Annotated in this window: 18 protein-coding genes; 10 read left to right on the top strand and 8 right to left on the bottom strand. The window is 50.8% G+C overall.

Translation table 11 applies throughout. From position 1 onward, the window contains the following. Positions 1-131 precede the first annotated feature (131 nt). The 4 genes from HOM51_08090 to HOM51_08075 are packed head-to-tail and all read left to right on the top strand — an operon-like array spanning position 132 to position 4,060. On the top strand, positions 132-479 hold the full coding sequence (locus HOM51_08090) for an STAS domain-containing protein (GenBank protein ID MBT5034466.1): 348 nt from the start codon (positions 132-134) through the stop codon (positions 477-479). Positions 480-515: 36 nt separating this feature from the next. Then, a complete protein-coding gene (locus tag HOM51_08085; GenBank protein MBT5034465.1) occupies positions 516-1,475 on the top strand; it encodes an MBL fold metallo-hydrolase in 960 nt (319 codons plus the stop codon). Positions 1,476-1,484: 9 nt separating this feature from the next. After that, on the top strand, positions 1,485-3,644 hold the full coding sequence (locus HOM51_08080) for a CHASE2 domain-containing protein (GenBank protein MBT5034464.1): 2,160 nt from the start codon (positions 1,485-1,487) through the stop codon (positions 3,642-3,644). 2 nt (positions 3,645-3,646) lie between these two features. Further along, positions 3,647-4,060 (top strand): ATP-binding protein, encoded by a 414-nt coding sequence (locus tag HOM51_08075; GenBank protein ID MBT5034463.1) that lies wholly within the window; start codon positions 3,647-3,649, stop codon positions 4,058-4,060. Here HOM51_08075 and HOM51_08070 read toward each other — a convergent pair. Genes HOM51_08070 through rfbC form a run of 5 tightly spaced genes read right to left on the bottom strand, consistent with a single transcriptional unit; the run spans position 4,044 to position 9,831 of the window. Then, a complete protein-coding gene (locus HOM51_08070; protein ID MBT5034462.1) occupies positions 4,044-6,446 on the bottom strand; it encodes a tetratricopeptide repeat protein in 2,403 nt (800 codons plus the stop codon). The two genes, HOM51_08075 and HOM51_08070, sit on opposite strands and share 17 nt — an antisense overlap. Further along, positions 6,439-7,308 carry a glucose-1-phosphate thymidylyltransferase RfbA gene (gene rfbA, locus HOM51_08065; GenBank protein ID MBT5034461.1) on the bottom strand — a complete coding sequence of 290 codons (870 nt, stop codon included), beginning with the start codon at positions 7,306-7,308 and terminating at the stop codon, positions 6,439-6,441. The genes HOM51_08070 and rfbA overlap by 8 nt, the downstream gene beginning before the upstream one ends. Beyond that, a complete protein-coding gene (gene rfbD / locus HOM51_08060) occupies positions 7,305-8,195 on the bottom strand; it encodes a dTDP-4-dehydrorhamnose reductase (GenBank protein ID MBT5034460.1) in 891 nt (296 codons plus the stop codon). Before rfbD ends, rfbA begins: the two co-directional genes overlap by 4 nt. Further along, positions 8,195-9,256 (bottom strand): dTDP-glucose 4,6-dehydratase, encoded by a 1,062-nt coding sequence (gene rfbB, locus HOM51_08055; GenBank protein ID MBT5034459.1) that lies wholly within the window; start codon positions 9,254-9,256, stop codon positions 8,195-8,197. The genes rfbD and rfbB overlap by 1 nt, the downstream gene beginning before the upstream one ends. Continuing rightward, positions 9,253-9,831 (bottom strand): dTDP-4-dehydrorhamnose 3,5-epimerase, encoded by a 579-nt coding sequence (rfbC, locus tag HOM51_08050; protein MBT5034458.1) that lies wholly within the window; start codon positions 9,829-9,831, stop codon positions 9,253-9,255. Before rfbC ends, rfbB begins: the two co-directional genes overlap by 4 nt. 87 nt (positions 9,832-9,918) lie before the next feature. On the opposite strand from rfbC, the gene HOM51_08045 reads away from it, so the two are divergent. Further along, on the top strand, positions 9,919-10,503 hold the full coding sequence (locus tag HOM51_08045; GenBank protein ID MBT5034457.1) for a class I SAM-dependent methyltransferase: 585 nt from the start codon (positions 9,919-9,921) through the stop codon (positions 10,501-10,503). Between the two features lie 139 nt (positions 10,504-10,642). Next, positions 10,643-11,257, top strand: a complete 615-nt coding sequence (locus HOM51_08040; GenBank protein MBT5034456.1) for a hypothetical protein — start codon at positions 10,643-10,645, stop codon at positions 11,255-11,257. On the opposite strand, the gene HOM51_08035 is transcribed toward HOM51_08040, so the two are convergent. Then, entirely contained in the window at positions 11,234-12,202 is a 969-nt protein-coding gene (locus HOM51_08035) for a phosphotransferase (GenBank protein ID MBT5034455.1), read from the bottom strand. The two genes, HOM51_08040 and HOM51_08035, sit on opposite strands and share 24 nt — an antisense overlap. A 209-nt stretch (positions 12,203-12,411) precedes the next feature. Between HOM51_08035 and HOM51_08030 the strand changes: the two genes are divergently transcribed. From HOM51_08030 to HOM51_08020, 3 genes are read left to right on the top strand one after another with little or no spacing between them, the layout of a single operon-like run. Further along, positions 12,412-12,810: a hypothetical protein gene (locus tag HOM51_08030; GenBank protein MBT5034454.1), complete on the top strand. Its 399-nt coding sequence runs from the start codon at positions 12,412-12,414 to the stop codon at positions 12,808-12,810. Then, positions 12,803-13,942 (top strand): thiolase family protein, encoded by a 1,140-nt coding sequence (locus tag HOM51_08025; protein ID MBT5034453.1) that lies wholly within the window; start codon positions 12,803-12,805, stop codon positions 13,940-13,942. The genes HOM51_08030 and HOM51_08025 overlap by 8 nt, the downstream gene beginning before the upstream one ends. Positions 13,943-13,946: 4 nt before the next feature. After that, positions 13,947-15,524, top strand: a complete 1,578-nt coding sequence (locus HOM51_08020; GenBank protein MBT5034452.1) for an AMP-binding protein — start codon at positions 13,947-13,949, stop codon at positions 15,522-15,524. A gap of 9 nt (positions 15,525-15,533) precedes the next feature. On the opposite strand, the gene HOM51_08015 is transcribed toward HOM51_08020, so the two are convergent. Next, positions 15,534-17,816 (bottom strand): DUF3604 domain-containing protein, encoded by a 2,283-nt coding sequence (locus HOM51_08015; protein ID MBT5034451.1) that lies wholly within the window; start codon positions 17,814-17,816, stop codon positions 15,534-15,536. A gap of 168 nt (positions 17,817-17,984) precedes the next feature. Here HOM51_08015 and HOM51_08010 point away from each other — a divergent pair, with 168 nt between their 5' ends. Then, positions 17,985-19,265, top strand: coding sequence for a hypothetical protein (locus HOM51_08010; protein MBT5034450.1), 1,281 nt, complete (start codon positions 17,985-17,987; stop codon positions 19,263-19,265). Between the two features lie 105 nt (positions 19,266-19,370). Here the strand turns inward: HOM51_08010 and HOM51_08005 are convergent, their stop codons facing one another. Then, positions 19,371-20,780 (bottom strand): S41 family peptidase, encoded by a 1,410-nt coding sequence (locus tag HOM51_08005; protein ID MBT5034449.1) that lies wholly within the window; start codon positions 20,778-20,780, stop codon positions 19,371-19,373. Positions 20,781-20,957 lie beyond the last annotated feature (177 nt).

The following is a 20,957-nucleotide window of genomic DNA, read 5'->3' as shown; positions in this document are numbered from 1 at the left end:
ATTTTTGTTGGAAGCAGGCAGACAAGGCGTAAACCGATTTCAAATCAGTTGAAAGCGACGTTGGACAGGGCAGCACATTTACCGTTAGCATTCCTGTGGAGTTGGGAAGCTAGAATACGCAGGAGGGGGTGTTGGATTTACCATCAGAAACAACCGGGGATATCGTTATTATTTCGCCCGCCGGACGTATCGATCACAATTCAGCGGAAGTTTTTACAGATGCGATCGTTTCTCACGTAGATAACTGCGCCGAAAGCAACCAAAAAGCTATCATCGATATGAGCGGTGTGACGTACATGAGCAGTGTCGGGTTGCGGGCCCTGATGATTGCGGCGAAGCGCAGTAAGGAACTTGATGTACAGATCGTTGTTGCCGGCATGCAGCCTGAAATGAAGGAAATATTCGAAATTAGTCGATTCCATCTCATCTTTGATACTTATGCATCTGTTTTCGATGCGACGACTGAACTCTCTCAATAGCGCGCTGATCGATTCATAAAAAAGGGTGGATAAGAATTGCGAATACATTTTTGGGGAACACGCGGCTCACTTCCGACATCCATCGGCGGCAAGAGTATACGCGATAAAATTGTTAAGGCCCTGAGCTTGGCCAACACGCGTACCTTCGCTAACGATAGCGAAATTGAAACCTTCGTCGATACGGAACTCGCCTTCCCAATCAAGTCCAGCTTCGGGGGAAATTCATCCTGTGTTCAAATTAATACCAGCGGAGATGAATACATAATTTGCGATATGGGGTCCGGATTGCGAGAACTGGGCCAGCAAGTGCTCCAGGATCATGGGCCCGGCACGCCGAATGTATATAATATATTTATGTCGCACGTTCATTGGGATCATATCATGGGGTTCCCGTTCTTTGTCCCGGCCTACATTCCGGGCAACGTTATCAGGATCCACGGCTGCCATGAAACCATGGAAGAAGCCCTTCGCAAGCAACAATCTGATCCCTGTTTTCCGGTCCACTTCGATGCCATGGGCGCGGAAATAGAGTTTGTAAAATTGGACCCTGGGCAGACCTATAATGTGGGGGATGTTTCTGTCCGACCGCTGCTGCAACCTCATCACGGAGATTCCTATGGCTATCGGTTTGAGACCGATGGAAAGACCGCGGTTTATTCAACTGACGGTGAACACAAATTAGAATCTTTGGAGGAAACAGAAGACTTCGTCGAATTTCTTCGGGACGCCGATATCGTAATTTTTGACGCGATGTATTCTATGGCTGAAATGATCACGATGAAAGAAGACTGGGGTCATTCGAGCAACATCATTGGTGTTGATTTATGCCATCGTGCCGAGGCGAAACATTATTGCATGTTCCACCACGAACCCATTTGCGACGACGAAACGTTGCAGAATATTCTCGAAGAAACAATCCGTTACGAGGAGATCATGCGTGAAGGTGTCCCGCTAACCGTATCGTCGGCCTACGACGGCCTTGAAATTGAACTCTAGGGAAAAATCGTGACAAATCCCGACGATGAGAACAGTAACGAGCGGGTACCAGGTGACCGGGAGCCAACCTTCGCCGGTTTCCGCGTGGCGAAGCACGGACGCATTATCGCCGCCGGATTTCTTATCCTAGCAACTTTGTTGCAGGCGGCGGTTGAGGAAGGAGAAACCGACCGTCTTCGGAATGCTGTTTTCGACCTCTATCAGCGGATTTCTCCGCGCGAGATTTCCAGTCTTCCCATTGCCATCGTTGATATTGACGAACGGAGTTTGGCTCAATTTGGTCAGTGGCCGTGGCCTCGTACACTACTCGCCCGCCTTTCAGAGAAGACGGCGGCGCTAAAGCCACTGGCGATTGGTTATGACATTGTTTTTGTTGAGCCTGATCGATTATCACCACACCTTATTGCTGAAAGTCATCCGGGATTGTCTTTAGAGGCCAAGAGTTCGCTGAAATTGTTACCTTCCAATGATGAGATGTTTGGGAAATCTATTGGACGCTTGCCGATGGTTGTTGGCCGTATCGGCTTGCCGAATTTACCGCCAGATAAGACGCCTGCCTCTGCCGGAATATTACCCGTGCAGATTGAAGGTATCGACCCGAGTTCGCATCTTACCTCTTTTGTCGATCATGTTGTTAACGTACCGGAAATTTCCAAGGCCGCGAGGGGATACGGCTATATCAATACCATCCAGGAAGCGGATGGTAGCATTCGGCGCATGCCGGTTGTTATGACGGTGGGTGGGAAAATTGTCCCGTCGTTGGGCCTGGAATTGGTGCGGGTGGCCCTGGGCGCTAACTGGTTAACCGTTGTGGGTTCCGAACACGGTTTGCAAAATATAAAAGTTGGTCAATCGACGATAGATGCAGATCGGAAGGGAGCCCTCACGATACATTTTTCTCACAGCGATTCCAGACGACGATTTTCAGCTGCTGATGTTTTAGCAGGACGAATCCCTCCTGCTGCACTTACAAATAAGATCGTGTTAATCGGAAGTTCTGGCCTAGGTCTCACCGACGCAGTTCCGACACCGGTCACAGCGCGAATGGATGGCGTTGAAATTCAAGCCCAATTTATAGAGAATCTTATCGCGGGCACCCGATTGAAACGACCAGAAGTTGCCCGATTTGGAGAGGGTGCGGCCTTACTGATTGCCGGGATTATTTTAATTTTCTTGGTGCCGCGACTCAGTCCGTCTATTGGGTCTGCATTGTTTGTTGGTATGGCTCTAATTTTTTTAGCTGTTGGGTATGGGGCCTTTGCCAACGCAAGGCTTTTGCTTGATCCTGTTATCCCCACATTTTCCATCGCCCTGATATTCCTTACGTTACAACTTGGCAATCTAGTAGAGGCTGATCGAAATCGCCGTGTGCTGAGTGCCAACTTACAAAACCAACGTCTTCAGAACGCTCGAATGACAGGCGAACTTAACGCCGCGCGGGAAATGCAAAAAAGTATTTTGCCAAACCCCGACTCGATTGAAAATTTGCCTAGCAATGTTGATGTGCATGCAGTCTTGGAGCCAGCGAAGGAAGTCGGCGGGGATTTTTATGACCTGTTTATGATAGACGATCATCGTTTTTTCTTTTTGATTGCGGATGTCTCCGGCAAAGGTGTCCCGGCATCATTGTTCATGGCTATGAGTAAGGCCTTATGCAAAAGCACCGTGATGAATGAAAACGGCTCCGTTGCCGATCTAATCGGTACTGCAAATCATCAAATTTCAATGGACAACCCAAAATCCATGTTCGTTACAGCTGTTGCGGGCATTCTTGATACTCAAACCGGCGAGGTGCAGTTTTGTAATGCTGGCCACGACACTCCCTACCGGTGTCGGCAAGGCAGCGCCCCAGAACCGCTTGAAAGTGAAGGCGGTCTGCCACTTGGTATCATGGAAGGCTTCACCTATCCGACCGAACACCAGAAGCTTCAGCCTGGCGATGCTCTTGTCCTTATTACAGACGGTGTAAATGAGGCAATTACGGTCGAGGACACGGCCTACGGTACAGATCGCGTTTTGAATTATTTAAACAACATAACACCTGACACGAGTGCAAAAGCTATTTCAAATGGGCTGCACGATGATGTTATTAGCTTTGTTGGCGACAATGAACAATTCGACGATATTACAATCGTCGTCATACGTTACCTCAGCAGTGGGGGCGATTGACCGTGAAGAAATCGTTCCAAATTTCTGAGACTACAATTGACGAGACAATCCAATTCATTGATGGATTTTGTGACTCAGAACAGATCAGCATGCGCGATATAAACAAATTGGATTTTATCATTGAAGAGCTGGTAACGAATATTCTTTCCTACGCTGAGTTAGCCAAAAGCCAAGAGTTTTCCATCGAATTGGCGCGTGACAAAGACGAAGTTTCAATCCAAATCCGCGATCCCGGTAAACCTTTCAATCCGCATAAAGATCTTGCCGCCGACGACCGTGAGTTAGACGTGAAAGATCGCGCCGTCGGAGGCCTTGGATGGCGGTTAATATTCGAGTTATGTGAAAGTGTCGTTCACGAGCGTGATGAAAATGGAAACTGTTTGACGCTTGTTAGGAAAGTCACGACGTCATCGTAGGTTGTCCCTCACACCAACGCTGCCACATCTCTCGATAAAGCTTTTCAAGACCCTTGGTGAATATCTTTCCATTACAAGCCGGTGATTTTGAAAGAGTCTCTCGTAAGCTGGCGCGAAGCGATAAACGTCGATTCTTGTCTGTCGCGAGATCAATTGCAATTTTCACATATTCATCTTCCGACTGAGCGACCAAATCGTCGAGCCCTACAACACTGAGAATGCTCGAGCTCATCCGGCTGGGAAAATTTCCGCCTTGCAGGGTGACAACAGGAACCCCCATCCATAGAGAATGATAGGTCGTGGTGCCACCGTTATACGGAATAGGATCAAGCCCAATATCGAAATGCCGGTAGAATTCTAGATGCGGGTAGAATTTTGTCGGGCCGTGCAGATCAAGGCGATTTCGTTCGATCCCTTGTTCTGAAAACAATTCTAAATAACGTTCTTGAACCGCATTATCGGCAAATGGACCCGCCTTTAGGAGGAGCCGGGACTTTGGCACCTCATGTAGAATTTTCGACCACACTTTGACTGTCGTTGGGGTAAGTTTGGGAACATGATTGGCCGAGCCAAAGGTTATTGTTTCCCGAGATTTCGCTAAACCCAAATCCACCGGCGGTGTCTCGTAGTTGGGGTCAAAGCAAAAGACACACGGGTCCAACCGCATCACTGTTTCGCTGTAAAGAGGGTCCAACTCAGGTGGCGAAACGATTGCGTCAGCAATAAAATAATCAACTGTTTTAAGTCCCGTTGAATGCGGATAGCCGATGTAACACGCCTGCACGGGTGCCGGACGATGGCGTAACAACGGCAAGCGACCACCGGCGGTATGGCCCGCTAAATCGACCAGAATATCGATCTCATCATCAAGGATCGTTCGTATCAGCCGCGCTTCTGACCAGGTGCTCGCATCCCGCCACTTGTCACACATCGACTTTAGGTTAGCGTCCGTCTCCGTGGCGTGCTGGGGGAAGGAATAACAAATACTCTCAAATTGTTCAGCGGTATGATTGGCAAGCACAGGTGCGATGAATTGCGCGACAGGATGATTGCCAGAAAAATCTGGTGACATATAACCAATGCGTAGTTTTCGCACGGGATCAGGGCTATTTAAATGGTTGTGCTTCCCCAAGTCGGGATCATCATTCCAATTAGACAATCGCTGATTGTGCAACGCGAAAACTTCCTCGGGCGACATCACATCGCTATAGAGAGAGCAAAAGAGTTCCCCAGAGTTTATCGAGTCCGTATCAGATCTATCTCGCCCAAGAGCTGAGAAAATTTCCAAGGCCTCTTCAATCTGACCACTCTGAACAACTATTGTACTTAAGAGGCCTAGCGCCTCGGAGTGATCGGGTGCCAATTGAAGTGCCAGACGACATTCATTTTCAGCTTCGGATATTTTTGAAACGTCCTTTAAAGCATGCGCCAAATTGAAACGCGCATCTGCGTTTTCAGGCAGAATTCGAATAATTTTTCTCAGCAACGTGATCGAGTCAGTGCGCAAATTCCATCGCCATAGGGACGTCGCGATTAAGGCCAAAAGAGAAACATCTCTGGCCGCCTGATCAGCCGCCTTATTAAATTCCTTTTTTGCTTCGGCGGGCTGAGCACACGCCATTAATGAATTGGCCAGACCGATGCGGGCAGGAACGTATTCAGGACCCAATTCTAGGGCTTCACGGTAGTAGAGTTCGCTCTCTTCGTATTGGCCTTTGTCCGCCAATCTTGCCGCGTACGAATATACGACCTCCTGTGGCGCAGGCGCATTTTCTTTAGCGGCCTTCAGACTCGCTAAAGCGAGAGTCTCGTCGCCGTTATCGTAATAGCTGAGGGCAAGATTATAGTGTGATGCCCAAGACTTCGAATTCATTTCCACGGCTATGAGATGCTGCCGGATAGCGTCATCAATGCGGCCGAGTTCTCTGAGAGCCGTGCCCACATTCATGTGCGAGTCGGCGTGGGTGGGGTTTAATTTCGCCGAGTGCTCAAAGCATTTTAATGCATCATCAACTTTATCCCGATCCAGATAAAGCCGTCCGAGTTGATAGCTCGCCGGGGCAAAGTCAGGATTAATTTCAAGTGCGATTTGGTACGACTGTTCAGCTTCTAAAATATTTTTTAATTCGAGTTGCAGGTTAGCTAAATTAAACCACGCGCCATAATCAACCTCAGGCACTTGGGTCGCCCGTTCGTAATATTTCAACGCCTGATCATTTTTACCAAGTTTCCTAAGGGCCTGGCCAAGGTTGGTCAGTGCTGGTGCATACGTCGGGGACTTTTTTAATATAGAGCGATACGCATCAATCGCTTTCTCGAACTTTTGCGCGCTATGCAACGCGACGGCTCGTTCGAATTTTTTCTGCAACGCCTTGGCGTTAACCATCGTTCAAAACTTTTAACAAAAATCCCGCCATGTCAGGGTCCGGGTGGTTCGCGGCAAGAGACTTGAGATGAATCCTATCAATAAACCCCTCTCTGTAGGCGATTTCTTCTAAGCAGGCTATTCTTACGTCCTGCCCTTTCTCAGCCGTTTGAACAAAGTTAGATGCCTGCAGTAATGAATCAAACGTCCCTGCATCAAACCAGGAAAAATTCTCACCCAAGCGCTCGGCTTTGAGCTCCCCACGTTCGAGGTAAATATTGTTGATATCGGTAATTTCTAATTCTCCACGGGCCGAGGGATTTAGCTCTGACGCCAATTCGACAACCGAATTATCATAAAAATAAAGTCCGGTGACGATCCAATTTGACAGAGGGTTCTCTGGCTTTTCCATGACACTTTTGGGATTTCCTTTTGGATCAAATTCAACGACGCCGAACCGCGAGGGATCAGGAACTTCATGGCACAGGATCGTTGCACCCGTGTCCAATCCAGCTGCCTTCTTTAGAATTATGCCCAAGCTTTCACCGAAGAATAGATTATCTCCTAGTGCCAAGGCGCAAGAGTCATCGCCAATAAAGTCCCGGCCAATATGGAACGCTTGAGCAATTCCTCCAGGGCTCGATTGCACCTGATACGACAATGAAATCCCCCACCGATTACCGTCATCTAACAACGCTTCGAATAGGTGCTTGTCGCGGGGCGTCGTGATAATAAGGATGTCGCGAATACCCGCCCGCATCAGCGTTGACAGCGGATAATAAATCATCGGCTTGTCGAAGACCGGCAAGAGCTGCTTGGAGATGGCGTGGGTGATCGGATACAGGCGCGTCGCATTTCCGCCTGCTAAAATAATTCCCTTCATACCTTCTCACTTTCAAAGTCCGCAACAACCCGTTTTAACGAGTGTGACCAATTTGGTCTTTCAATGCTAAATTCCCGTAAAATTTTGGAACAGTCCAGTTGCACATTAGCCGGTCGTTTTGCCTTTGTCGGATAGTCTTTGGAAGTGATCCGTTCAACATTTGGTCGATTGTTCCCATCTGGGAAAAGGTGTGCCACGATCTCTTTCGCCAGTTCATAGCGTGAAACATCAGGTTCCCCGGAAAAATGATATGTCCCCCAGGGGGCCGTTCCGCTGATAGCAGAATTTGCCATTGTTATTAAAGCTCGGGCGATATCATCCGCACTCGTTGGTCCACCAATTTGATCATCTACGACTAGAAGGTCGTTACCTTGCCGTGCTTTTTTAATAATGGCGTTTATGAACGGTGAGCCCTTTTTGCCAAAAACCCAAGCGGTCCGGAGGATGATGTGCCTCGCCTGAGATTCGCGCACGGCCCGCTCGCCCTCCGCCTTACTTTTCCCGTATACGCTTAAGGGTGAAACTGGATCGCTTTCCGTATAGGGCGTGGGTTTGGTGCCGTCGAAAACAAAGTCTGTTGAAACATGAAGAAGAGGAATTTCCGCCTTTGTACACGCGTCTGCCAAGCGCGCAGGGCCATCCTTGTTCGCCAAATATGCAGCGTCGGGATCATCCTCCGCACCATCAACATCGGTAAAAGCGGCCGCGTTAATGACTAAATTGGGTGAGACCGACGAAAAGGTCTCTGCGATTTTCTCCGCGTCAGAAATATCGAATTCGTCATGGGAGAGCTGGAAAAATCGCACGCCACGCGGCGGCGATATTTGAGCAAGCGCTGCACCGACTTGCCCCTCCGCACCGCAAATAAGAAAGCTTCCACCCTGCACTATTTACCCCTACCGAGCCCTTGTCTGCCGCTCGGATTGCGCTCTGCCATTATCGGCTCCCACCAGTGCCGATTATTTACATACCATTGAACTGTTTGCCGCAAACCGTCATCAAGTCCCAGGCGCGGATGCCAACCGAGTTCATTCTGTATCTTCGATGAATCGATGGCATAGCGCTGGTCGTGCCCGGGACGGTCGGCAACAAATGTGATTAATTTTCGGCGAGACTCTATTTCTTTTGATGGGACTATATTGTCCAACTCGTCACAGATTTTTTCGACGATATTGATGTTTTTAAGATTACTTCCGCCCCCAATATTATACGTCTCGCCGACACGCCCCTTCTGTAAAACATTGATCAGGGCCTCTGCGTGATCCTCCACATGAATCCAGTCACGGACGTTGCTGCCATCACCATAAACCGGCAAAGGTTCATTGCTCAGCGCCTTAATGATCATCAGTGGGATCAGTTTTTCAGGGAACTGATAGAGACCAAAATTGTTGGAACCGTTGCTCAACAAAACCGGCAATCCGTAGGTTCTATGCCAAGCCCGCACCAGATGGTCGGCCCCGGCTTTGCTTGCGGCATAGGGTGAGCTGGGATTATACGCAGCCCCTTCAGCGGATATTTCTGCGCCCTCTAGATCGCCAAAAACCTCGTCGGTGGAAACGTGATGGAAACGAAAATTCTCGCGCTGGGAGTTCGGCAAATTTTGCCAATAAGTCCGTGCAGCCTCTAATAGAGTAGCTGTCCCCATAACATTCGTTTCGATAAAAACCGTTGGTGAATCAATGGATCGATCGACGTGGGTTTCTGCTGCTAAATGAATGACCGCATCAGGTTGCCAACTTTGAAACAGAGTTACCAGCGCGGCACCGTCACAAATATCTATTTTCGAAAACGAGTATCGCTCTGACCCTGCAGCCTCAGATATCGCGTCTAAGCTGGAAGCATAGGTTAATTTATCGACACAATGGACCTCGTGATCTGTCTCCGCAATCAAATGCCGCACCACGGCCGATCCAATAAAGCCCGCCCCACCAGTTACGATGATTTTCATGAAGGGTTCCCGTTAGCCGCATAGGTGAAGAATTCAGGCAGTTCAGAAAGACATGGCAGTTTTGCATCGCGGTCTGCAATCGTAATTTCCGCCGCCTCAACCCGCCAGTCGATTGCCAAGTCTGGGTCGTCCCACCGTACACCACCTTCGGAATCTGGTGCGTAATGGGAGCTGACTTTGTACATCACTTCTGTATCCGGCTCCAAGGTAACAAACCCATGCGCGACCCCCACCGGCGCGTACAATTGCAGACCGATGTTCGCATCTAATTCAACGGCATCATGCTGACCGTAGGTTGGCGACCCATGTCGAATATCGACGACCACATCAAGAATACGTCCCTTGAGAACTCGAATAATTTTAGCCTGGGCGTGGGGAGATTTTTGGAAATGAAGCCCCCGGACGGTCCCGCTCAGCACGGAACGAGTAATGTTGTCCTGGACGAATTCATCCTTAATTCCTGCATCGGCGAGATTTTTTTTGTTATAGATTTCCGTAAAGCTGCCGCGTACATCTTCGTGCGTTTTAGTTCGAATGATCCTCACGCCAGGAAGCTTCAAGTTTTTGCTCTCCATTGTTTTGTGCTTCCTGATGGTAGATAAATTTCTGGATGAACATACTCGGTGTGCAATAGCATCTTCAACTGGAGAATTGGGATGCCAATGAAAGATGTTTTACACGTAGGCTGTGGGTCAGCCAGTCCGGTTAAGCTGAATGCGACGTTTCGAGGCGGTGGCTGGCGTGAAATCCGATTGGATATCGACCCGAATGTGAAGCCTGATATCGTCGCTTCAATCATCGACATGTCGATGATTAAGGACGAAACTGTCGATGCGGTCTGGTCGTCGCATAATCTAGAGCATCTATTTCCGCACGAAGTTCCCTTGGCGCTCGGTGAATTTTTTCGAATTCTCAAGAAGGACGGGTTTGCCCTCATTACTCTGCCTGATCTCCAACAGGTCGCCAAACTGGTTGCGGACGATAAACTTGATGAACCTGCATATATGTCACCTGCGGGACCAATTGCACCGTTGGACATGATCTTCGGGCTTCGAAAATCCTTGGCCCAGGGGAACGCGTTCATGGGCCACAAGACAGGATTTACTGCAAAGACGCTCCGGATTGCGCTAGAAAAGGCCGGGTTTTCCAAAGCACAGCTACAACAAGGCACTAATTTTGATCTCTGGGCCGCCGCCTACAAGGACCCCAACGCCGAGCCGCCAAATTTGATTCCTGCCAATGGTTAGGTAGTTAAGCCCGGAATGTTTAATTAAAATATATTAAAAAATCCCGCAAACCCTAGTTATTAGCGAAAAATAGCGTAAGGTATATGTAATAAATATAATTTAGGGGCGCTGGGGATATTTTGAAGCCCGCGAAAACGAATTGCTTGAATTAGCGCAGGCCACTGGGGGCGATGCGATTGGGGCTGTTGACGTGGTCACGGGCTCGGCCACAGTGACGCGCGTGGACGGCACGAAAAGCCCACTCGCCAAGGGTGACCCTGTGTTTCAAGGGGATACGATTGAAACCGGGGATGGCGGCTCCATCGGTCTAATCTTCATTGATGACACCACATTTGCGCTCGGCGAAAGCGGCAACATGGTGCTGGATGAGGTCGTCTTCGACCCGGCCACAAAGGACGGCAACTTTGCGGCAAAGGTGTCCGAAGGCATTTTTTCCTTCGTAAGTGGCCAAATCTCCAAAGCTGGCGTCGATAACATGACCCTTGAGACGCCGGTGGTGACCATCGGTATTCGCGGCACAAAAGGCGCTGGCAAGGCGGGTCCCGAAGGAACCCAAAACTCTGTTAGTCTATTACCCAACGCGGACGGGTCCGTCGGCGAAATGTCGGTAGCGACACAAACAGGTGCGCCAGTGGTAATTAGTGCGGTTGGCGCAACAGTTGCTGCATCAAGTGCATCCGCGCCCCCGCCTCCTCCAGTCATTTTCTCACCGCGACTTCTTCTGCCTGAATTAGGCGGGTTTGTGGAACTTTGAGATTTCGTGTTCCGGTCGCCAGCGGTAATTTTCGGCAATATTTAGTGTCTCAATAAACGCTTTGTTATCGGTGGTTTCGTTATACCATCCCCACCAATCTTTCTCGTCTTCCTTCCATGATTGATCATCCGACTTATCTAAAGAACGGCACATCGCTTCTGTCCACCAATACAAACGACACGCGCCTTCGAATAAGGGAATCCGACACATCGCGGGATGATCATCGGTACCGAAATATGTGGTTAGGTATTCCCGCCGCACAGCATTCGACAATCCAACTTGAGCACACAATGCAGCAACCTCCCAATGAGGTTCAGCGAGGGCTGCGCATTCCCAATCAATTAGATACATTTTGTTTCGAAAGCTGACAAAGTTGCCCGAAAAAATATCGTTATGGGTTGCCGAATTTGGGACAGCATTATCAGAAAGAACTGTTTGAGTCTTCTCTAAAAGATCAATTGCCTGGGTGTGCTTTGGCGTTAACTCGATTTCGGATTGTTGAATTTTGTCGATATTTTTCCGAATAATTTTAAAAATATCGTAGTTGCCCTGAAACCCATCAAGTGTGTGAAGTTCGCGAACAAGTTGCGCACTGGCTATAGCATTTACTTTTTCACGTAGGGAACGTGCGTTCATCACTGTCCCGTCAATGAAATCGAGAATCATTGTGCCATTAACAGGGTCCGCAAAATAAACATGCGGTGCCAGACCTGCTGCAACGGCGATCTTCATATTATTGATCTCGTGTTCGTAAGAGCCATTTTCTTCTGGCGAAGAACGACTCAGCCGCAACACCCGATTCCAGCCATCTCCGCGCAAAAGATACGTGGCGTTTCGGGTGCCTCCACTGAGCGGCTCAATCTTTAGATCGCTCGCCTTGGCCCCGTTCAGGTAGGCTGACAAGCGATCAATTGTCTCTGAAGGGTTGGCTGTATTATCAGTCAATTTTCCATCGCTCGTTAATTAAATACACTTCTAGACGACTGTATCCTAACGGGACTTATACCAAATTTTATTTTTAAAGGCCCGTAAAGATGGCTTCATGCAAATCCCTATATTGCAATAATTCTTGGAATTTTCAGATTGCGAAGGCAATGTGTCAGCCATGGCAGTTGCTTGGTCTGAGCGCTCTTGGAAATTAGGGTGAATTCGTTGTGGAAGTATCAGCAAAACCAGTGAGCGAGGCGCACGTCGTTACGGATGACGCTGGGGTTATGCGGCTTGCTGGCGGGCAGTGTGCCGAATGTGGCGCGTTCTCATTTCCGCGGGCGCAGGTTTGTGTGGGGTGTATGTCTGAAGACATCGCAATGTCGCCCATGTCAGATCGTGGCGTGCTTTATAGCTTTGCCGTCATTCGGGTTGGCGATGAACACGAAAAGTTACCCTACGCCATTGGATATGTTGATCTCAGCAACGGTATTCGGGTGCTGTCTCGTCTGGCTGATCTGGAGCACCTCAGCGTCGATATGCCGGTTTCTTTGCATGTGACGCAGGACGGCGAAGGGGATAGATACACATTCTGGGCAGCCCCAAAGGAGCCCGCAAATGCGTGATGTTTCCGTCATTGGCGTCGGCATGATCCCGTTTGGTAAACATCGCGGCAAAGACACCGTCGATCTCGCGTGGCCGGCGGTAAAGCAAGCCTTGGCGGACGCCGGGACGGGTCGTTCCGATATCGAAATGACGTTCTGTGGGTCATCTTATGGCGGCATGCTGACCGGACAGCGCATACTGAATAAGCTGGGAATGACAGGTCCCCCCGTCGTCAATGTGGAAAACGCCTGCTCAAGTGGCTCGACCGCGATGTTTGAAGCCCGCCGTGCCGTTAGCCATGGCGACTGCGACGTTGCTTTGGTGATCGGTGTTGATAGCCTGACCCAATTTGGCGGCGGCACAATCCCCTTGGTAGATGACGATTGGGAGATAAGCCAAGGCATGACCATGCCCGCGCTCTACGCCATGCGGGCCCGGCGTTATATGCATGAATTTGGAGCGACGGTAGAACAATTGGCGAAGGTCTCCGTGAAGGCAAGATCTCATGGGGCGCGCAATCCAGACGCCCAATTTCAGAAATCAGTGACCGTGGAAGAAGTGCTTGGGTCCCGCCCGATTGCCGATCCTTTGACTTTGCTGCAATGCTGCCCAACAGGCGATGGGGCTGCAGCGGCGATTATTTGCGCGTCCGACGTAGCGGGGCGATTTGAGGCAGAGCCGGTTAAAATTCTCGCCTCCGAACTTTGCAGCGGGAAATTCACCAACGGCTTTCGTGACATGACCTCTATGGAAATTGCGGTCAGAGGGGCCGGGATCGCTTATGAACAAGCCGGTCTTGGGCCGGATGATATCGATGTTGCGGAAGTCCACGACGCGTTCAGCATTGCCGAATTGCTTTACTACGAAGCGTTCGGTTTCTGTGAACGCGGCGAAGCCGTGCAATTGCTTGAGAGTGGAGAGACGACGATTGGTGGACAAATCGTCGTGAACCCGAGCGGTGGCCTGTTGGCAAAAGGCCACCCGATTGGCGGGACAGGTGTTGCTCAGGTGGTCGAAATTGTCCGCCAACTTCGCGGTCATTGTGGCGACCGCCAAGTCGAAGGGGCGAAGGTTGGCCTGACCCATGCCACAGGTGGGGGCGCCATGGGCATGGATTCTGGTGCCTGTTCAATTCACATATTTGCGCGGTAATGACATGACGAATTCTTGGGAAGTTTCTCTTGGTGATTATTTAGAAGATGCTGTTCGGGCGCGGGGTGATGCCACGTTCCTGGAAATTTTAGGAAAAACCTATAGCTACGAAGATTTCTATGACCAGGTAATGCGCACGGCGGGTATGTATCTATCCTTGGGAATTAAACATGGGGATCGCGTTTGCCTGGTACTGCCGAACTGTCCTGAGGTTTTGTTTTCATGGTTTGGGCTGTCGGTCATCGGTGCCATCGTCATTCCTATTAATACAGCCTATAAGCGGGATGAACTGGCTTATATTTATAATAATTCTGAAGCCGCGGCCCTTGTCGCGCACACCGTGTTTATGGAGGCAGCAGGTGCCGCAGCCGATCTAGCTCCAAGCATTTCGAAAAGAATTTGTGTCGGCGGCGCGGTAGAGGGCTGGCTCGAATTTCAGCAGGCTTGCGATCAATCGGAAAAGCTGGACGCCCGCCCTATAATTTCGCCCTCAGATATCTCCGCCTTGGTGTACACGTCCGGCACGACTGGCTCACCCAAGGGTGTGATGATCACGCACGCCATGTATGTTGCAGCCGGGCAGGGGTTCGCTCTCTGGACCCAGTCAACATCCAAAGATCGATTTTTTACCTGCTTGCCATACTTCCATGCGAACACCCAATACTATTCGACCATGGGCGCACTGGCGGCGCGGGCGACATTGGTTGTTGTTGAACGCTTCAGTGCAAGCCGGTTTTGGCAGCAAGTTCGCGACGCAAATGCCACCGTGGTTAATTTCATTGGCATGATGCTGACAGTGCTGGCGAAGCAGCCCGTATCCGACGACGATAGCAATACGCCGGCCCGGCTGTTTTATGGGACGCCGGCATTTGCGCCCGACATTCTGGACGGCTTTGCTGAGCGCTTTGGGGCTGAACTCATCATTGGTTTTGGTATGACGGAGACATGCTTTGGCACAATCGAAAGGATCGGCGAAAAACGCCGCGGCTTTTCGAGCGGGAACGCAAGGCGACACCCAGACCCCCTATTTAGCAACGAAATTCGCGCCGTTGATGGGAATGGTGAAGACGTCGCTGCCGGCACCCCAGGCGAGTTGATCATTCGAAACCCTGTGGTAATGCCTGGATACTGGGCCAATGAAAAGGGAACGGCGGAAGCGCTCCGCGACGGCTGGCTTTATACTGGTGACATGGTCAGCCTAGATGAAGATGGGCATCTCTATTACATCGACAGAAAGAAAGACGTCATTCGCCGCCGAGGTGAAAATATTTCATCCCAAGAAGTCGAAGACGTTCTTAAACGCCATCCAAAAATTCTCGACAGTGCCGTGTTGGCAGTGCCCAGTGATTTGGGCGAAGACGATGTGAAGGCCTATGTGATCTTAGTCGATGACGCGCACTTAGAGCCGATAGAAATCATCGACTGGTGCTCTGAAAATCTCGCTGAATTCAAGGTGCCGCGATATATCGAAATGCGCGACACCTTCCCCCGCACGCCCAGCCTGCGCGTGCAAAAGGGAGAATTGAAGAAAGAGAGTTCGGATTTAACTAAGGGCTGCTTCGATCGCGAAGCGGCCGCTTAGCGCCAAAATTTAACGATAAATATAAATCGGACTGGTCCACGCGAGGGTTCCGTCTTCTTGGGTCAGGCGAATAAAGATCGCGTTATCGCCTTGATCTTTTAAATCCACTTTCCGGCTAAAGCGGAAACTGCGGTGCTTATTCTCCGACGGCAACCGGAAGATTTTTAAATACCTCGGCAAGATGTCGCTTTTATCAAAGACTTCATCTTCATAGCCAATTTCCTCCAACGGGACGCCACACGAAACCAAAGGTGTTTCGATTTTCAAGGTGCCGCCGTAAGGGTCTTCAACCCAGGTATCAAAGCCACCAATATTCCCCGTGGTCAGCGCCCGCCACACCAATCCATTGTCGTCTTTGCGATCCAAAGTCTTATCGAGATTGAAGAAATTAATTGGTTTGGCATCAATGATCTTGTTGTCGGAAAACACAGCCGATCCATCCCAAATAACTTGGCGGAAGCGCCCGCGGTATTCTGCCCCTTCCCAGACCACACGAATACGGTTGCCGAGTTCGTCTTGGGTGTAGGGCCGAATGGTTTCAACGAGATCGAGACCATTAAAAATATCAATGCGTTCAATGGGTTCCGGGCAGAGAACATCGACGTCGATCTCCGCGCTGCCATCCGGAAAATGTACAATATCGCCCATCATTGCCTCCGTCGCAGAGCGACCCTCGGCAGGGCCAATTTTGGGATCGTCGTGATACAGCGTCGCATCACCGTCAAAGCGCGCCGTCACATCGATCACCATGCGCCCGCCGAGTCCCCCCGTGGTGGCGTAATGGCGGCGTTTGCGGAGGCAATCCATGATTGCTTCGCGGGTGAGTTCATCGGTCAGCAGGCAGGTCAATCCACCGACGGCACCAAATAATGATGCTCCCGGATAGCTGGCCCCAGGTCGTCCTTTGTGGCCATCGGAATTAGCAACGATGCCAACCCGATATCCCATCTCAAATGCATCTTGGACAAGCCATTCAAAGGTCCCCCAAGATGAATGTACCTCCATCGATTTTTCGAACCGTCCATCATGGGCCATCTTCACATCCGCATAGCGCCCGCCACAGTGGGCGAAGCAGACGACGTCCCATTCTTTATTGTCGGCCAGGGCTTCGAATAATTCCGCCGCCGTGTTGCAGTCGGTATCAAGATCGCTTTTATCTTCGATCAGCGCATGGGACGAACGCCGAATTTGACGATCTTCGGTGGCATAATAAACGTTGCGATCACCGCCCATGCCGGTGTTTCCAGACCATTCGTATCCGGGCAGGACGACGAATTTATCTGCTTCTTCAAACTTGACGGCCAAACGATCTAGATCGGACCAAAATCCATTGGTGACTTGGAAATCATTTGCCTGGTGTCCCGTCGCATCGACAAAGGCGCGGTCCCTGGCGAAGGCGAAATATTCGTCGGCGCTGCCGGTGCCGATTGATTCTTCCGACTGACCATGCAGGTCCGCCCAAAACGGAATGAGGTCGGTTTGTTCTACGATTCGTAGAGGATTGGCCCGAGTCACGACCTGTCCCGCGTCATCCAGTAATTCGATTTCAACATCACCTGCTTGACCGACTGAGAGTCCCGGAACCTCAACCGCAAATTCACCTGGCGTAAACGTCACGGTTTCAGGCAGGTTGTTGACAGGAACGTTCGAATTAAGACGATACGTCACATCACACTGATCAGATGGATTGCCCCATTTGTCTTCGCCTTTGAGTTTCAGGGCGAAATCTTCGTTCACCCGCCGAAGCGTCGGCACCACGGCGACATAGTGGGATGGCTTGCCGGGAACGATTTTGATGACCGGTTGTTCGGGCAGGGGCTGATAGTTGAATGTGGCGATGGGGTCAACAACGGTACGGAATTCAAAACTTTCCTCGCAAAATGTCTCCAGGCGCATACCCGGGGAGCCGCCATCGGTGACGCCGAAGTTAACCGTAATCGTATCCCCTTCGTGTAAGAACCCTTTGACGACTTTAATATAAAGCGTGCGGTCCCAGGGCCTAACGTTGCCCTTCGGGTCGTAATGGTATTGTAAAACAGCCTTGTTGCTGGCGACCACGGTGGTGTAGTTGGGGCGTTTCGGGTCTTCGAATTGAGGCCGGGTTTGGTCGGAGGCAAAGCGAAAACAAATCCTGAGAGAGCCGCTGTCGTCGATGCCGAATTTTCCCGCCGTGTAGACGAATTCGAAGCTGACAAATGACCCCGCTTCGAATGACCCATTAGGCGTCAGGGTGACCGTTCCCAGGTCTTCTGGTGGGATAGGATCGCGGAGGGTGCCACTGTTTAAGGCCATATAGGCGGGGGTAGCCGACATTATATTTTTCCTTCTTAGAATTTATGAACATAGAATATAATCGTATGCCCAGCGCTTCAACCGGCGACTTTCTTAAAAGCTAGACTTGTTCCCGCCACAATTTTTTTCTCTAATCAATTCCTAGTCGGAGTTATGGACCATGATGAGATGGTGAGAAAACTCGTATTTTCGGTCGCCCTGCTGGTGTTGGGCGGGGCGTTGGCGTGTGAGCGAGTGTCAGCTGCCAACCGGGGATTGACGATCCAACTGCGGGGGGTGAATGCGAAAGACGCGCCTGTCGTTGGTAACGTCCAGCTTTACACCAAAAGCTATGCGTTGGTGATTGGCATAAATGAGTACCGCAATGGCTGGCCTCGGCTTAGCATGGCGGTGAACGATGCCAGAGAAATCGCCAAAGAACTTGATGCGCGCGGGTTCGACGTCACGCTGAAAACCAACCCGAACTCGGTCCAATTGAAGAATGCCTTCGAAGATTTCTTTGTCGTCAAAGGCGCAGACCCGGCGGCGCGCTTGTTCGTCTGGTTCGCGGGTCATGGCCATACTCAAGGGGGTGAGGGTTTCTTAGTTCCGGCTGATGCCCCCCGCCCGGAAACCGGTGCCGCTTTCAAGCTTTCCGCCCTGCCGATGCGACGTTTTGGCGAATATGTCCGATTGGCAGACGCCAAGCATGCTTATGCTGTGTTTGATGCGTGCTTCGCGGGCACCGTGTTTAATTCCCAACGCTCGTTACCGTCTGTGGCGATAACCCGAGCGACGACTTTGCCTGTGCGTCAGTTTCTAACGTCAGGCGATGCGGACCAGACAGTGTCCGACGATGGCGCGTTTCGGGAACTATTCTTGCGCGGCCTCAAGGGCGATGAAAAAGCTGATGCCAACAGTGACGGCTACGTTACCGCAAGCGAGATGGGGTTGTTCCTTGGCGACCGCATGACCAATCTGACCCAAGCAGCACAGACGCCACGGTATGGAAAACTACGAGATAAAGACTATGACCGCGGCGATTTTGTTTTTAGGACAAAGGCTCCGGTTCAGGTCGTGACTCCGGCGCAGCCAAGACCGGTTGTGGTATCTGCGCCACCAACCAAGCGCCTGACAAATTCCAACTGGTACGTGGGTTTGACAGCGACGTTTCAAGGAACACGTTTCACCCGCCGTCGACAACGCACCACTCCCATCAAAACCTATTTCCGTTATCGAGACGGCGTGTTTGAAGGGCGTTATATAATCCGCAACCGGCGCGGTGAAGTCTCTGGAACATTGGGCTCATTTCAATCCACTGGTGATCGACAAGGCACATTCCGCTGGCAAGACCGCCGCCGCGCAGGAACATTACGAGTCACCTTCGATCCGCATTTCAAATCATTCAATGGGACATGGGTGCCTGATAAATACCCGAATGGTGGAGGGGAGTGGTCGGGACAGCGGTAGCGTCCTTCGAGACGCGCTTTCAGCGCTCCTCAGGATGAAGATATATTATTGAAATCAACCAAAATCTTCATCCTGAGGAGCCGTGAAGCGGCGTCTCGAAGGACACTATGGCTTCGCAACCCGACTCAAAAACCCAGTCGTATCTCTGGACCTTAAAAACAGCAGTGCGCAGCCGAGCATTCTGTCTTTGCGTTCTTTGCCGGCGACCGGGCATTGGCTCGACTTGATTTCATGTTTGGCCGTGGCATTGCCATTACCGTCGCTTTTGAGGGCGCGTTTTAAATCTGTTTCCCGGCGGCGCTTGCTTTTTTTCTCTGGAACAACCCGAATGTCCGGGGTTAGGCCATGTTTTTGGATCAGTCGCCCATCGGGTAGGTAGTACATTGCCGTGGTGATTTTAAGCGCGCCTTCGTCGCCAATTTTAAAGATCGTTTGCACCGACCCCTTGCCGAAAGACCGGGTGCCCATGACCGTTGCCCGCGCATGGTCTTGAAGCGCGCCCGCAACGATTTCAGAGGCCGAGGCAGAACCGCTATTAATCAAGACAATGATCCGCGCTGAATTCGTAAGATCGCCATCGTCGGCTTCCATTTCCCGGCTGCTGCCGTCTCGCCGTCCTCTGGAGGAGACAACGATCCCCCCATCCAGAAAAGCACCCGCGACGGAAACTGATTGGTTCAACAGCCCGCCGGGATTATTGCGAAGGTCCAGAACGATGCCTCTTAAGCCTTCGCCCAGTTTTTCTTTAATTTTTTTAATCGCCAGCCGAACAGCTTTGTTGGTGCGGCGGTTAAAGCGGGTAATTCGGATATATCCTGACTTTCCGATCAATTTGGCTTTTACCGGCACGTAGCGGATTACCGCACGGACGATCACCATATCAAACGGCGCGTCGCCATTTCGGATCACGGTTAGCTTGATCCGCGACCCGGGCTTGCCACGCATTTTTTTGACGGCCTTGCGCAGAGTTAGTCCTTTAAGCGAGCTGTCATCCAAATGGGAAATCAGGTCCCCAGCCGCGATGCCAGCCCGTGCCGCAGGCGTTCCATCGATGGGCGCAATGACTTTGACGAGGCCGCTCTCTTTATCCAAAGTCACCTCCATGCCCAATCCGCCGAAGGTGCCTTTGGTGCGAACTTTTAATTCCTTATAGGCTTCAGGGGTGAGGTAACTCGAATGAGGGTCCAGCGATTTGATCATGGTTTTAACCGCCAGCCGGGCGACCTTGCGCGGTGCCTCCTTGCCGGGCTCGAATTTTGAGTCTTCAATTTTTTTAATTGCCGTGGTGGCAAGTTCGGAAAGATCGACTTCCAACGCATAGTTGGCCTCGACAAGTTCGAGCACTTTTTCAATGAGCCCTTGCCCAGCCTCATGGGCGCTTTCGTCGCCGGTATTAGCGAACTTGTCATAGCTTGCCTGCAATGTTGGCGGCAGCGTCGGCCGCACTTCAGCGGCTTGGGCTGTGGTGGGCAGCACGATGAGGGTGATCAGAAGAAGCTTAAATAGATGTATCATTTCGGTGCGAGTATAGCCTCGCGGTAATTTTACGGCAAATTAGCCGGAAAACGCGCCTAACCCTCCCATAGCCCCCTCAGACGAATTAAAGGAGACGTTCATGGGAGACACCCACTACGGTAACGCGATGACTGAAATCGCCCTGGCTTTGGCCATGGCATTTTTCAGCATTATGGT

It is taken from the genome of Rhodospirillaceae bacterium, from assembly GCA_018660465.1.
Lineage (GTDB): Bacteria > Pseudomonadota > Alphaproteobacteria > Rhodospirillales > JABJKH01 > JABJKH01.
Note: the sequence above shows the minus strand (reverse complement) of the source record. Positions and strands in the feature narration are given on the sequence as shown.